The sequence below is a fragment of the Mycobacterium sp. MFM001 genome, assembly GCF_003402475.1.
GTDB lineage: Bacteria > Actinomycetota > Actinomycetes > Mycobacteriales > Mycobacteriaceae > Mycobacterium.
The window spans coordinates 33,010-47,149 of the sequence record NZ_BFAB01000004.1 but is presented as its reverse complement, the minus strand read 5'-3'; the positions used below and the strand labels follow the sequence as shown (position 1 = coordinate 47,149).

12 protein-coding genes and 1 tRNA gene are annotated in these 14,140 nt (G+C 66.5%); 8 read left to right on the top strand and 5 right to left on the bottom strand.

Going from position 1 to position 14,140, the window contains the following annotated elements; all coding sequences use genetic code 11:
• Positions 1 to 4: 4 nt before the first annotated feature.
• Positions 5 to 496 (bottom strand): YajQ family cyclic di-GMP-binding protein, encoded by a 492-nt coding sequence (locus MFM001_RS08275; protein WP_116374794.1) that lies wholly within the window; start codon positions 494 to 496, stop codon positions 5 to 7.
• An 80-nt stretch (positions 497 to 576) separates the two neighbouring features.
• On the opposite strand from MFM001_RS08275, the gene MFM001_RS08270 reads away from it, so the two are divergent.
• Positions 577 to 662: transfer RNA gene (locus MFM001_RS08270), tRNA-Tyr, on the top strand.
• Positions 663 to 1,003: 341 nt separating this feature from the next.
• On the opposite strand, the gene MFM001_RS08260 is transcribed toward MFM001_RS08270, so the two are convergent.
• Complete coding sequence (locus MFM001_RS08260) at positions 1,004 to 1,489, bottom strand: hypothetical protein (protein WP_116374792.1); 486 nt, start codon at positions 1,487 to 1,489, stop codon at positions 1,004 to 1,006.
• Between the two features lie 82 nt (positions 1,490 to 1,571).
• On the opposite strand from MFM001_RS08260, the gene MFM001_RS08255 reads away from it, so the two are divergent.
• From MFM001_RS08255 to MFM001_RS08250, 3 genes are all read left to right on the top strand, one after another.
• Entirely contained in the window at positions 1,572 to 1,862 is a 291-nt protein-coding gene (locus MFM001_RS08255; protein WP_116374791.1) for a hypothetical protein, read from the top strand.
• Positions 1,863 to 1,936: 74 nt separating this feature from the next.
• Positions 1,937 to 2,314: a hypothetical protein gene (locus MFM001_RS25170; protein WP_371685518.1), complete on the top strand. Its 378-nt coding sequence runs from the start codon at positions 1,937 to 1,939 to the stop codon at positions 2,312 to 2,314.
• Between the two features lie 257 nt (positions 2,315 to 2,571).
• Positions 2,572 to 3,381, top strand: coding sequence for a DUF5995 family protein (locus MFM001_RS08250; protein WP_142760683.1), 810 nt, complete (start codon positions 2,572 to 2,574; stop codon positions 3,379 to 3,381).
• 1 nt (position 3,382) lies between these two features.
• On the opposite strand, the gene MFM001_RS08245 is transcribed toward MFM001_RS08250, so the two are convergent.
• Entirely contained in the window at positions 3,383 to 5,086 is a 1,704-nt protein-coding gene (locus MFM001_RS08245; RefSeq protein ID WP_116374789.1) for an FAD-dependent oxidoreductase, read from the bottom strand.
• Positions 5,083 to 8,268, bottom strand: coding sequence for an adenylate/guanylate cyclase domain-containing protein (locus MFM001_RS08240; protein ID WP_116374788.1), 3,186 nt, complete (start codon positions 8,266 to 8,268; stop codon positions 5,083 to 5,085). Before MFM001_RS08240 ends, MFM001_RS08245 begins: the two co-directional genes overlap by 4 nt.
• A 133-nt stretch (positions 8,269 to 8,401) precedes the next feature.
• Here MFM001_RS08240 and MFM001_RS08235 point away from each other — a divergent pair, with 133 nt between their 5' ends.
• A complete protein-coding gene (locus tag MFM001_RS08235) occupies positions 8,402 to 9,202 on the top strand; it encodes a family 16 glycosylhydrolase (RefSeq protein WP_116374787.1) in 801 nt (266 codons plus the stop codon).
• Here the strand turns inward: MFM001_RS08235 and MFM001_RS08230 are convergent.
• Positions 9,177 to 11,228: an FUSC family protein gene (locus tag MFM001_RS08230; protein ID WP_116375064.1), complete on the bottom strand. Its 2,052-nt coding sequence runs from the start codon at positions 11,226 to 11,228 to the stop codon at positions 9,177 to 9,179. The genes MFM001_RS08235 and MFM001_RS08230 overlap by 26 nt on opposite strands.
• Positions 11,229 to 11,347: 119 nt before the next feature.
• Between MFM001_RS08230 and galT the strand changes: the two genes are divergently transcribed.
• From galT to MFM001_RS08215, 3 genes are all read left to right on the top strand, one after another.
• A complete protein-coding gene (gene galT, locus MFM001_RS08225; protein WP_192886886.1) occupies positions 11,348 to 12,424 on the top strand; it encodes a galactose-1-phosphate uridylyltransferase in 1,077 nt (358 codons plus the stop codon).
• Positions 12,421 to 13,497: a galactokinase gene (locus MFM001_RS08220; protein ID WP_116374785.1), complete on the top strand. Its 1,077-nt coding sequence runs from the start codon at positions 12,421 to 12,423 to the stop codon at positions 13,495 to 13,497. The genes galT and MFM001_RS08220 overlap by 4 nt, the downstream gene beginning before the upstream one ends.
• A 201-nt stretch (positions 13,498 to 13,698) precedes the next feature.
• The gene (locus MFM001_RS08215; protein WP_116374784.1) at positions 13,699 to 14,064 is read left to right on the top strand and encodes a hypothetical protein; all 366 of its coding nucleotides are present in this window, start codon (positions 13,699 to 13,701) and stop codon (positions 14,062 to 14,064) included.
• The last annotated feature ends 76 nt before the right edge of the window (positions 14,065 to 14,140 follow it).

Below are 14,140 nucleotides of genomic sequence, written 5' to 3'. Positions count from 1 at the left end.
AGTCCTACCGGTAGTTGACGAACTGTAAAGCTACGTCGAGGTCGGCGTTCTTGAGCATCGCGATGACGGCCTGGAGGTCGTCGCGCTTCTTGCTGGACACCCGCACCTCGTCGCCCTGGATCTGGCTCTTGACGTTCTTGGGGCCCTCGTCGCGGATCAGCTTGGTGATCTTCTTGGCGTTCTCGCTGGAAATGCCCTGCTTGAGCGTCCCGGTCACCTTGTAAGTCTTGCCGGAGGCCTGCGGCTCGCCGGCCTCGAAGGCCTTTAACGAGATGTCGCGGCGGATCAGCTTCTCCTTGAACACCTCGACGGCGGCCTTGACGCGCTCCTCGGTCGAACTGGTCAGCTCGATTGCCTCGTCGCCTTTCCAGGCGATCTTGGTGTCGGTGCCGCGGAAGTCGAACCGGGTGGCCAGCTCCTTGGCGGCCTGATTGAGGGCGTTGTCGACTTCCTGGCGATCGACCTTGCTGACGATGTCGAACGATGAATCCGCCATTGGATCCGTCCCTTCTCGATTGGTTGCTTGGTCGTTTGTATCCTGAGTACATCCTCGTTGTAGGGTGCTAGTCGCACCAAGGCAGGTTGCCCGAGCGGCCAATGGGAGCGGACTGTAAATCCGTCGGCGTATGCCTACCCAGGTTCGAATCCTGGACCTGCCACCAATGTCAGAGGCTATTTCACACCGGTGCAACCGGTTTGAGTCCTCGGCCAGTCCTCAGCCAGTCCCCAGTAGTTTGAGCGGAGGCGTCGAAAGGGGTCGCGATCGCGTCAAATCGTCGGGGTAAAGGTGCCAGCAGCGGTCCAGCGTCAGCGTCGCCGTCTTGTGCCCGAGCAGCTTTTGAATCACCTTCACGTTGGCGCCGGCGCCGGGACAGCAGCCGCGGGGATCATGCTCCCCGTGCGTCGGCGGCCTGCGGGCGAAAAGTCGTGTCGTAGCGGCCTCGAACGGCATGCTGCGTCATAGGACTGATAGGCGAAAGCGTGCCGCTTGATCTTTCGCTAGTTATCGCATGAGCGGCGGCATAGGCCCACCTGGCGTCAATGTCATCCCCGGCTGCGCAGCCACGCGGTAGTGCAAACGCTGCATCTCGGTCCCGTCAATACTGACGGCGAAGATGTATTGCCCCAATTCGTCGATCGTCAGTCCGACAACGTTGATGGCCAGCGAAACGGACTGACTCTGCCCGGGTTCGAGGTGCGGTGGCCGGCCAACATTGAACGCGATTTCACCCTCGAACGGACCCCGCTGATCCGGTCCTTGTTGTACTTCAACCGGGTGCCCGTCGGCGTCTTGGAATACCACTTTGACGGTGTGCTGCTGGTTGGTGGCAGTCCAGGGGACATCCACGATCAGGCCGATGCCGACATTGATCGTGTACGGCCCGGGCGCCCCGGGGGGGACGATGGCGGCGTTAATACCGCCGCCCGTGAGAAAGAGCAGGTTGTCGTGGGCCTCGGCGTAATTGCACAAGACTGCGGTCAGTTCCATGTGGCTTCATCCTATGCGAGCAGGTATGGTAATGGTCATACCATAGCAGGAAGGGCGGTATGACCGCCACCGAGGGAGAGTGATGAGGTCGCCGGAGGACGCAGAGTTCATCGACTTCGGTGACGAGGACAATCAGATGCACATCACCAACAAGGGCGTATCGCTGGTCGAGCTTGAGCAGGTGTTTTTCGACGAGCGTCGTTTCGTCCCCAACAAGAAGCCGGGACGCAACGCCCCGTTTCTGATGGTCGGCCGAACGAAAGCGAACCGGCCTATCACTGCCGCGGTACTTTATGACGAGATTAGGTTGGCGGTCATACCAATCTCGGCCCGCAATAGCGAAGACTGGGAGATCAACAAGTGGAAGTTCTGACAGAGGAGTTAAAGGTGAGCGACAGCGATGGGCGTTCCGCGCGCGAAACACTCCGCGATCAAGTCGAAGCGGCAATGGACGACCCGAATCAGTGGGCAGATGAGCCGCTACCAGTTCCGGCGCGACGGTCAGAGAAGCGCCAGCGCGCCGCCATGATTAGCATCCGACTTTCCTCAGAGGAGTTAGAGACTGTCCAGGCAGAGGCCGCCGCTCGCGGTCTGACCGTCAGCCGTTATGTGCGTGATCGTGCGCTAGAACCTGCGCAATCGGAGTCAGTACGCAAAGCGCATTACGTGGTGGCGGTCAACAAAACCTCACACAGCCTCATAAACGTGGTCATCGGTCAGCAGACGGGGACTCCCGTAGTTCGGAATGTGCTCGGACCGCGGCTGGAGGGTAGCCGGGGTCTCGTAGGAAGCTGGGCGCCCAGTGCGCAGCCAGTCCGCGGTTGATTCCGATCGTTCCTGGAAGTTGGTCAAAACTGGATGCGCTGACCTGAGCGTCTTCAGGGTGCCATCGCAACCTGAAGAAACAAACGCCAATGGGACCGGACTGTAAATCCGTCGGCGTATGCCTACCCAGGTTCGAATCCTGGACCTGTCACTTTGCTCGCCACAGTTCGGGTAGCCGACTACCCTAGCCCGCTCTCGCGCGCGTGGTGACAATCCCTCACATGGCTGTTCCCCTGACCACGCCCCCGCCGGGGCCATTGCCGCGCCTGCCGGAACCCAGAAGCGTCGACGACGTCGCGCGCAATCTCGATCGGATCATCGACTGGTCGATCAAGGCCGATAGCACCATCGGCTACTTCGCCGTGCTGTACAAACGGGCGACCTTCGCCGTTCGTCACGGCCTCGACACCGGAGCGTTCAAGGATCCGAAACGGATGGAGCGGTTCGACCTGATTTTCGCCAAGCGCTACTTCGACGCTCTGAACGCCTATTTCCATCCGCGCACCTATCACAAGCTGACGGCGCCGTGGGAGGTCTCGTTCGTCGGGCAGGCGGACAGCGACGCAACCATGATTCAGCAGATGATGACCGGCCTGAACGCCCACATCTGCTTCGATTTGGGCGTCAGCGCCGCGACCGTCGCGCCCCATAACCTGCAAGATCTGGAGCCGGATTTCTTCCGCGTCAACGCTTTGCTCGGCAGCCAGGTCCCCGGCTTGCTCGACATCGTCGAGAAGCTGTCGCCGGAGTTCCGCAAGATCCGCTGGTTGGTGCCGAACGAGATCTTTTGGGTCCGACGGCTGATCGTCAAATTCCGTACGGGCGCTTGGTGGTTCGCCGTTGCTCTGGCCAAGTATCCACACCAGGCGAAGCAGAAGACGGTCAACCAGGCGGCGTGGACGTCGGCGCTGGGCGCCTGGTACCTGGACCCGCCCGAAAAATGGAAGCCGTTTCACCACATCGTCAACGTGATCAGCAAGCGGGAAAGCCACGACGTGGGCGCCAACGTGGCCGCGCTCGCGGACATCACCGAAAAGCCGCAGCCGCTGATCAAAAAGCTGCTCTGACCTATCGCCGCCCGCGGCGCATGACAGCCAGCAGCACGCGGGCAAGCGGGCCGCTGTGCCGCGGTTTGCCGTCGGGCTTGACCCGGATCGGCGGCTTGACGACCTGCCGGCCGAGCCGCCAACGCAGCTGGTCCAGCTTGCGAAATGGCGCCAGCACAGCCGGTTCGCGCAGCTTCCAGATCGCACAGCGCGACGCCGGCGAACCCGCCGCGTCCAGGATGCCGTTGACCGCGCGGCGCGCCGCTTCGTTCGCGGCCTCCATCGTCGCCAAATCGGTGTAGGTGCGGACGAAGTCGGCGGCCAGGAAGAAGTTGGGTATCGCGGTGACCGCGTCGGGCCGGTCCGCCCACGAGCCGGCGGTGTTGACCAGCAGCGGCTCCAAATTGGTGGCCCCGGTCGGGTTCGGCTGCTGGATCGCGGGATCCAGGAACCAGCTGTGCACGTTGGCCGGGTCCAGAGAGCCGTCGTCGATGGCGTCGACGAGCTCGCCCCACACTTCCTCGCGGATCTCGGCCGGGGTGCAATTCATCGCGATCTTCTTGACGTGCCCGCCCTTGCGTTTCCACTCCGAGATGTCGACCGACAGGATTCCGTTGACCAGCCCGTCGCCGCGCTTCTCCAGGTCGACGCCGGGCCAGAACTGGGCTTGCGAGATCGCGGTCAGCGCCCACTGCGAGTCGATGAAAATCGCATGCCCGTGGACCAGCGGCACATCGCGGTACAGGTAGAACATGGCGCCGTTCATCCAGCGCACCACCAGTGCCGGCAGCGCAGCTAGCCGCGGCTCCGCGGCGCGCAGCGCGGGTGACACCAGCATGCGCAGCCGCTCGACCGGCAGCGCCGACACGTAATAGTCGGCATGCACCCGCTCCAAACCGCCGGGACCGGAGATGGTCACACCGGTGATGTGGTGTCCCTTGCAGTCGATTTCGTCGACCTCGCAGCCGCCACGCAGCGTGACGCCCATGCCCCGCAGGTAGCTGATCCACGGGTCGATCCACACCTCGCTGGTCGGTCCGTCCAGCACCCGGTCCATCCGCCCGTCGCCACGCACCAGGTCGAACATCAGCTGGCATAGGATCAATCCGCCTGTGCGAGCCGACATTTCGCGCGCGCGTGCGGCGACCAGGGTTCGGGTCATCCCGTCGGCCAGGAACTTCTGAAACGCGGGGGAGCGCTGTTCGGCACCCATGAATTGCCACCAGCTGACCTGCTCCCACTCCTCGAAGCGGCGTTCGTCGCAGGAACACATCAGCGTCAGCAGCCGATCGAAGAACCAGGCCAGTTCGCCCGGCGGAATGCCGAGGCCGACACCGGTTTGCCACATGAACCGGATCATCACCTCGACGTCCTCCAGCGACGACGGCCGCTCGGCAATCCCGACGATCTCGTTGTGAGGGCCGTCCTGCGCCAGCAACATTCGCGTCGACGGAGTGAGATGCGTTGCGACCGTACCGTTCACGCCGGGGATGCGCGCCATCGTGTCGGGGATGTGCCGGTAGAAGCCGGGGAAGAACCGGAATCCGTGCTCGGCCGGCAGGTCCTCGCGGTGACCCGTTCCCGAACCCGGCACCGGCATCGAGCGCGCCTTGCCGCCGAACGCGTCGCGCAGCTCGTAGACGGTGACGTCGAATCCGCGTTCGGCGAGTTCGTGTGCGGCGGTCAGCCCGCCGACTCCGCCGCCCAGCACCGCCACCGATGTCACGAGAGGATCTTTTCCGCCCGCGCGTATTCGGGCCAGCGCGCATCACCGGGGAAGCGGCTGACGACGTCGGCCAGCGCCGACCTGTCGCCGTCGCCGTGCAACTCGAAACCATCTAGCACGCAACGCAATTCGAACAGGGTCGCGCCCTGCTTGCGGGCGAACGCGAGCGCGGTATTCAGCGCCTCGCGTTGCTGCGAGGGGTCCGGGAACGTGTGGGCTCGCACGCGCATCAGCTCGGCGTCGTGGAAGTGCATCCCCGTCTCGTGGGCATGCTGCAACGCCCAGTCCAACCGTTTGCGTGCCAATTCCGGCTGGGCCGCGGCAATCAAGAGCCGGCCGATCACCGAGTCGTGGAAAGTGAGGTAGACGTTGAGGTGCAGATGCCGCGAGGCATCCACCCACCCCGCGATTTTGCCCGCCCGGGTCATCAGAGTGTCCGGGTCGGCGCCGGCGCTCAACGCGGCGAGCCCCTTGACGGTGGCATGTTGGGTGGCGGCAACTCCTTGCCACATGTCCAGTCCCGACTGCTCGCTCAGCCGGCGAAGGTCGGCGATCACGGCGGCCGCCTGTTCGAACTGGCCCGCTTCCGAGCACAGCCAAATCGTCGCGAAGTCGAGATGTGCTCTGTTGTAGACGTTTTGCGGGAATGCCAGGGCGTCGCAGCGCCGCGCCGCTTCGGCCAGCTCCGCGTAGGCGCGGTCCAGGTCGCCGCACACCATATGCGTTCGTGCCAAGTAGATGTGCGCCGCGGCAATGGGGTCGTCGGCAATCCACCACGCCGCGCCCAATTCGCCCGGGTCGGCGGCGGAGCGGTCGGCCAGTGCGCGCAGCAGATGTTCGCGAGCGGCCGGGAAGTCGCCCTCGAGCCAAATGACCCCGCCCAGTGAGGATTCGATCGCCGGATAACTCCACAGCCGGTCCGGCGGAATCCTGCTGGACAGCGAGTCGATCAGTTCCCGCAGCCGCCGCAGCTCGGCTCTGTTGTAGTAGTAGGCGATCATCGCGGTCAAGGTCAGGAATAGTTCATCCTGGTACATGCCGCTGCTGGCCAATTGCAGGCAGCGTTCGACCTCGGCGGGACCCTCGCCGCTCATGCTGCCCTGCACGGCGCCGGCCAAAAAACCGCGCTCGAGCCTTATTGCGATCTCTTTGCGGTCGCGCTCCGGCCCTTCGGCGCAATGGGCGAGCTGGTTGACAGCGTCGGTCAGACACGCGCGGGCCTCGGCGATGGCGCCGCGTCGACGGGCATCGACCGACGCTTTCTGGTAGGCGGCGACGGCGTCGTCGTACAGGTGGGCCTGCTCGAAATGGTCTGCAACCACACGCCAATCCGGTTCGACGGTGGTCGCCGCGTCGACCAGCGCGCGGGCGGTGCGGGCATGTAGGTCGCGGCGCAGCGACGGCGGTGCCAGTTCGGCGGCCACCTCGCGCAGCAGCTCGTGGCGAAATCGCCAGCCGTCGTTTCCGCTGAGTTCGAGCACCCGCGCGCGTACGAGTTCGGCGGCAATGTCGTCGACGTCCTTGGCGTCGCGGCCGACCACGGCGCGAAGCAAGGCGATGTCGCCGGAGCGCCCGATGACGGCCGCCGCCTCCGCGACGGGCACCGCATCGGCGTGTGGACGATGCAGCCTGGCGAACAGCGGCTCGTATAACGCTTCGGGCACCCCGAATTTGGCGTCGAGTTCGCCGACGACGTGTTCGAGGTAGAACGGCACACCGTCGCACCGGCGGCGCACCGCGGCCCGCTGCGTGTCGCTCAGCGCCGGGTCCAGCGCGTCGATCAATGCGTCGGACTGCTCGTCGGTCAACGGCGCGAGGTCGAAAAGCGTTACCGGCCAATCGGATTGCATCCAGCCGTCCTCGCGTCCGGTCAGCACCACCAGCAGGCGGCCGTCGGCGGCGCCCAGCAACGCGGTGAGCAGTTCCAGGGTGGACGGGTCGAACCAGTGCAGATCCTCGGCGACCACCAAGCCCGCCCGATCGCCGATGCAGGCCAAGACGTACTGCCGCACGGCCGCACCGATCGACTGATACAGCGCGTGGCCCTCGACGGCGGCCGGCTGGTAGCCGTGCTTTGGGCCGACGCCCAGCACCGGCGCCAGCAGCGGCACCATGCTCTCGGGATCCATTGCGCGGGCAACTATTTCGTCCTCCAACAGCCGAAGCCGCTCCGGGCCGCCGGTAAGCCGGGTGATGCCGCAGCGCCGCTCCAACAGCATGCGCACCGGGTGCAGGCCGGTGTCGGTGTGCAGCGGCGACCCGATCAGTTCGACGACCGGTGCGCCCGCGCCCCGGGCCAATGCGGTGGCCTCGCCGGCCAGCCGGGTCTTGCCGATTCCAGGCTCGCCGCGAAGGGCGACACCGGGAATGGTCAGCGTGCCGTCGCATGCCCGCTGCCAACTCTGGTGCAGCCAGTCGCGTTCCCGGTCCCGCCCGATCAGCGGCAGCGGGCGCAGCGGCGGGGCGGTCGGCCGCTCGGTGACCACTCGGTGATGCGGGATCAGCCCGTCGACGCCCTTCACCGCAGCCGGGGGCCGGGCGCTGAGCTCGAACGCGTCGCGCACCAACGGCGCGACGGCGTCGGACACCGCGACGGTGCCCGGTTCGGCCAGCCCGGAGATGCGCGCCGTCAGGTTGGCGGCGAATCCGTAGACGTCGTCCTGGTCGGTGTCGAGGTAGACCAGCCCGCGGTGGATGCCGACCCGCACGTTGATCGGCGCGCCGAACCTGCGGCTGGCCTGCTCGCTGAGCCGCGCCACCGCCCGGGTGATGTCCAACCCGGCCGCGATCGCGCGGCGCAGGTCGTCCTCGTGTGCCTTGGGGTGGCCGAATACGGCCAGCAGCCCGTCGCCCTTGATCGAGCAGATATGGCCCTCGTAGCGGTCGATGAGCCGCGACACCTCGTCGCGGTAGCGGCCCACCAGCGTGCGGTAGGTCTCCGGTTCCAACCGGGTGGACAGCACCGTCGAATCCACCAAATCGGCGAACATGATTGTGAGGCGGCGGATTTCGCCGTACTGGGCAGGAGCGGCGAGTAGGTCCTCGGCCTCCGGATTGCCGCGGTCGACCGAAAGGACCTGTCCGGCAAGGGTGGTCGCGGTCGCGCGGTCGCCCGCATTGATGGCCCGCACCGCGCGGTCCAGCAACTCGTTGATCGTCGTATTGGGTTGGTCAGGGCTCACGTATGCCTCCGGCCCCCGAAGGCTCCCCCGGAGAGGCTAACGATACGCGTGTGACCAGGGATGTTCAGCAAATCGACACAAGTAGAGTAGGTGATTACTCGCGTCGGACGCGGTCGGTACTCGCATCGGTACTCTGCATGAGATGGACCGACGCAGCATGATGTTGATGACGGGATTCGGCGTGCTGACCGCCGCGATGCCCGTTTCCACAGCTAACGCCGCGCCACCCGCGGCATCCGGGAACTACCTGTTCCACGACGAGTTCGACGGCCCCGCTGGCTCGGCGCCCGACCGGTCGAAGTGGATGGTGGCGCGGGCCCGCGAGACCATGAAGGACCCGACGTACTGGGAACGGCCGGAAAACGTCGGCCAATACCGCGACGACCGCAAGAACGTCTTCCTCGACGGCAATTCGAATTTGGTGCTGCGCGCGGCGAAAGAGGGCAACACCTATTACAGCGGCAAAGTGCAAAGCTCGTGGCGCGGCGGCATCGGCCACACCTGGGAAGCCCGGATCAAACTCAACTGCCTCACGGCCGGATGCTGGCCCGCGTTTTGGCTCGGCAACGACAACAACGGCGAAATCGACGTCATGGAGTGGTACGGCAACGGCAACTGGCCGTCGGCCACCACCGTGCACACCAAGGCCAACGGCGCCGAATGGGCGACGCACAACATCGCCCTGGACAGCGCCTGGCACACCTGGCGATGCCAATGGGACGACGCCGGCATGCGGTTCTGGCAGGACTACACGGACGGCGCAGCGCCGTACTTCACGGTTCCGGCGCGCTCGATCGCGGACTGGCCTTTCAACGACCCTGGCTACCAGGTGTTTCCGGTGCTCAACCTGGCCGTTGCCGGGTCGGGCGGCGGCGATCCCGGCCCGGGAACCTATCCGGCCGAGATGCTCATCGACTGGATACGGGTCTGGTAGCGGCGTCGTCGGCGCCGAGTTCGACGGCGGCGGTGACGACGGCGCGGTCGATCTGACGCAGCGCGTGCAGGGCGGCCAGCAGCCTGGGGTTCTGGCCGGCCCTTGTTTCGGCGGCGTCGAGGTGGTCGGTGGCGGGGGCGACGCTCACGCCGGTGCCGTCGCGGGCGGCGTCCAGCGCGTCGATGTTGCGGCGAACCTGCGCGGCCGCGGCGGCGACGGCGTCGGCCAGCTCAGGCGGGGCGTCGTAGCGACCGCTGTTGCGGGCCAGGGTCCGCCCGTAGTGGTCGCAGGCGGCGAGCATCCGTAGCCCGCGCCGGATGCTGCGCCGCCCGGACAGCCCGGCGACCCCGGCCATCAGCGGCTTGGCCGTGACTCGGTACTGCTGCAGGTCGCGGTCGAGTTGACGCGCCAACTCGGTGGGGCGGCCAGTGTCAGCGAACATCGACGTCGCCGACGCGTCGATCAGGTTCGACAGCGTCGTCAAGAAGGTGTGGGCGTCGTCGCGGATGGCTTTGCGGGTGTCGGTCGGCAGCACCAGGATCGCGACCGCAGCGCCGATCACCGCGCCGATCGCGGTCTCCTCGATGCGCAGCAACAGCAGGTGGACGGTGAATTGGCCGAGCAGGCCGTACAGCAACGCCAGCATCGTGGTGATCCAGAAGATCATCATGCTGTAGGCGACTTTCATGACATAGAAGGCGCAGAACAGGCACACGAAGATCAGCACCAGCGACGCGACGCGGTCGCCGGAGACCAGCGTGGCGATCAGCACACCGCTCGGCACACCGAGCGCGGTCCCGAGCAGCCGCTGCCAGCCCTTGGTGAGGGTTTCGCCCCAGGAGTTGGTGCCGGCGAAGATCACGAACGCGGCGATCACCGCCCAGTACCAGCGCGCCGGGGACACCAGTTCGCCGACGACGATCGCCAGCGACGCGGCGACGGCCACCTGGATGGCTTGCCGGGTGGTCGGCCGCAGACCGGATTCGGGTTCGGTGTCGGCTGGCGGCGGCGCCGGTGGCGTGCTTTCGGGCTGCTCGACTCGTGCGCGGACCTCGGAAGTGGCTGTGGCCGTGGCGATTATCGCCATCGCGAGGCGCCTTGTCGGCTCCGTTGGCCGCTGATCGAGTAGCCGTTGAGCCGTGGCCGCGGCCTGCTCGAGCCCGCCGCGGTCCGGCTGCCTTAGGGCGCTGCCTAGCTGGGTGAGCGCCGCGGCCAATTCGGCGCGGTCGGCGGCCGGAATGTCCGCCATGGCGGCTCGCGCCCCGGCGGTGGCGACCCGCTCGACGGTGAGTTCGGCGTCGAACAGCCACAGCGCCAATTGCTCGCCGGTGATGCCGGGCAGCGTCGCCGGGTTGACCTTGTCTTCGAGCTGGCTCTGGACCATCAGCGCGGTCTCGTTGAGCCGGGCGATCCGCGCCCGCAGCCGGCGGCGCCGTCGCTCGTCGAGACGGCCGGCCCGGAGCGCCTCAGCGGTGGTGTCGACGACGATCGCCATCCGCGCCCGCAGTGAGCGCAGGCTCGCCGACAGCACGCGTTCGGGCTTGTCCGGCAGCACATAGGTGGCGAACACAAAGCTGCACAGCGTGCCCACCAGCACGGCGCCGAAGAGCCAGGGCAGCTCCGCGGTCGTGGCCCGCAGAAACAACGTGAAGAAGTAGGCCATGAACATGACCATGCCCAGCGCCCGCCCGCGCGGCCCGAACCGGCGGATATAAACCGCGACGAACACCACCGCGACGAACACGACGTCGCTGACCAGCTTGTGCGGCGCCAGCAGCGTGCCGGCAGAGATAGCCAGCGCCGCGGGCAGCGGCAGCAGCGCCATCGTGAGCTTCTGCTGGCGGGGATCGGGCTCGTTGACCGATCGCGCCGCGACCATCGTGATCAGCACGCCGAGCAGCGCGACGGTCACCGGCTGGCCGGTGGCCTTGGTCAGCAGAAACAGGATGCCCAGCGCGCACGCCAGCGCGGCCGTCGTCCGCGTGGCCGTCCGCAGCCGCAGCCCGCCGGGGTCGGAGCCGATCAGCCAGTTCAGCGCCCGCTCGAATCGACCGCGCACTCCTGACCGCCTCCTTCTGCCTTCCTCATGGTTACTGCACTGTGGCGCCGTGGCCCAAATGCGGCGGTCGATTAGTCTTCGACATCGTGACGGCGCCGACCCGGGCGAAGCTGGCCGACGGCCGCGACCTGCTGTTCTTCTCGCTGCCCGGTCATGAGGCCGCGCCGGTGCCGGACCGTCGGCCGCTGCCCGAGCGTGACCCCGCCCAGTCGCAGCTGCGGTTCGACCAAACCACCGGGCAATGGGTGATCATCGCGGCGCGGCGCCAGGACCGCACCTACAAACCGCCCGCCGACCAGTGTCCGCTGTGCCCCGGCCCGACGGGGCTGACCAGCGAGGTGCCCGCCCCCGACTACGACGTCGTCGTTTTCGAGAACCGGTTCCCGAGCTTGTGCGGCAGTGGTCCGACGCTGGCGGTGCCCGACGGGTTCGCGCCGGTGCCCGGTTATGGCCGCTGCGAGGTGATCTGCTTTTCGTCGGATCACACCGGTTCGTTTTGCGACCTGTCGGTGCCGCACGCCCGGCTGGTGGTGGACGCGTGGCGGCATCGCACGGCGGACTTGATGGCGGTTGCCGGCGTCGAGCAGGTGTTCTGCTTCGAGAACCGCGGCGAGGAAATCGGGGTGACACTGAGCCATCCGCACGGTCAGATCTACGGCTACCCGTACCTGACGCCACGGACCGCTGTCATGCTGCAGCAGGCTCGCGAGTATCGAAACCGGTCTGGCCGCAACCTGTTCGGCGATCTGCTTGCGTCCGAGGTTGCCGACGGCAGCCGCGTGGTTGCGCGCACTGCTTCGTTTACGGCGTTTGTGCCGTTCGCCGCGCGCTGGCCGGTGGAGGTGCACATCTATCCGAACCGGTTCGTGCACAACCTCATTGATCTCTCTGACGGCGAACTGGACGACTTCGCGCAGATCTATCTTGACCTGCTGCGGCGATTCGACCGGATGTATTCCGCTCCGCTGCCGTACATGTCGGCGCTGCACCAGTACGCCGACACCGACGCGCAGCGGGAGGGCTATTTTCACGTCGAGTTGATGTCGATTCGGCGTAGCGCGGTTGCGTTGAAGTATCTGGCGGCCTCCGAGTCGGCGATGGACGCGTTCATCAGTGACGTGATGCCGGAGGCCGTGGCCGAGCGGCTGCGAGAACTCGGGTGACAATCCTTTACGCCGCGCCGGGGCGGATCAACCTGATCGGCGAACACACCGACTACAACCTCGGTTTCGCGTTGCCGATCGCGCTGCCGCAGCGCACCACGGTGACGTTCGAGCCGTCGGATGCCGGTGTGCTTACCGTGCGCAGCGATCGTATGGACGGCGTGGTGCGGATTCCGCTGGACACCACTCCCGGGGACGTGACGGGCTGGGCGGCCTATGTGGCGGGGGTGGTGTGGGCTCTTCGTCGCGCCGGTTACGCGGCGCCGGGTGGTTCAATGTCGGTGAGCAGCGACGTGGAGATCGGGTCGGGTTTGTCGTCGTCGGCGGCGCTTTCGTGCGCGGTGCTCGGCGCGCTGGCGTGTGGTGTGAATATCGACCGGCTGGAGCAGGCGCGGCTGGCGCAGCGTGCCGAGAACGAATATGTCGGCGCGCCAACGGGTTTGCTCGACCAGTTGGCGGCGTTGTTCGGGGAGCCGTCGACGGCGCTGCTGATCGACTTTCGTGAGCTGACGGTGCGGCCGGTGCGGTTCGATCCTGAGGCGGCGGGGGTTGCGTTGCTGTTGATCGACTCGCGGGCGCGGCACACCCATGCCGGCGGCGAGTACGCGGCCCGTCGCGCGTCGTGCGAACGGGCGGCCGCAGCGCTGGGGGTGTCGTCGCTGCGCGAGGTTGACGACGTCGGCGCGGTGAGCGACCCGGTCGATGCCCGTCGTGCCCGGCACGTGCTGACGGAGAACCAGCGGGTGTTGGATTTCGTTGCAGCGCTTAGTGACTCGGACTTCGCTTCGGCGGGCCGCATCTTCACCGCGTCGCATGCCTCGATGCGCGACGACTTCGAAATCACCACGGAGCACATCGATGTGATCGCCGATGCGGCGGTGGGAGCGGGTGCTTTCGGTGCGCGGATGACCGGCGGCGGGTTCGGGGGCTGTGTGATCGCATTGGTGCCGGCTGAGCGGGTGGATGCCGTCGCTGCTGCGGTGCGAGGGGCGGTGCACGAAGCGGGGTACGAGCAGCCGGTGATTACCCGGACGTACGCCGCACAGGGCGCCGGAGTCCCACGGGCCACATGAGTCACCGGCCAGAAGGGGTACACAATGTGCCCTCCTCTTAGCGACAAACCGGGTTTGACGGGCTCAGCCGGTGACCCAATCGTCACACCAGGCACTCAAAGCTGTTGAGCCACACGTGTTGCCGCGGATTTAGGTATTTCGGGGTGCCCGGCTATCAGCGACAACGACGGGCTTGTCGGTGGCAGGTGCGACCGTCGGAGAATGAATGAACCACTGCAGCTGCGGGGTACCGAACTCCGCTATGTACTGACATGGCATTTGGCCCTGCACGGGCCGGCGACCATCACCGAGTTGGCCGAGGCGCTCACGTGGCACGGCTTTGCCGTGCGCGGGCGTGCGTCGAAGGCCATCTCGGACGCCTTGCGCTGGGAGATGGGATACGACCGGGTGCGCCGGCTCCGCCGCGGTCGCTACGGCCCCGGCTGGATGCCCCGTGGCACTGAGCACCGAATCCACACGCGGGTGCTGGCGTTGCGTGACAAAGCCAAGTTGTCGCGGATAGCCGGGCAGGCAGAAACCGCCGTATTCGGGACGACCGGTGTGGCTGGCGAGCCACCCGTGGCGTAGGTGAACAATTCGCGCGTGTCAATGAGCGTCGCACCGGTGGTTGTCGCTGCGAGGCGGGCACATCGACGTCCACCGA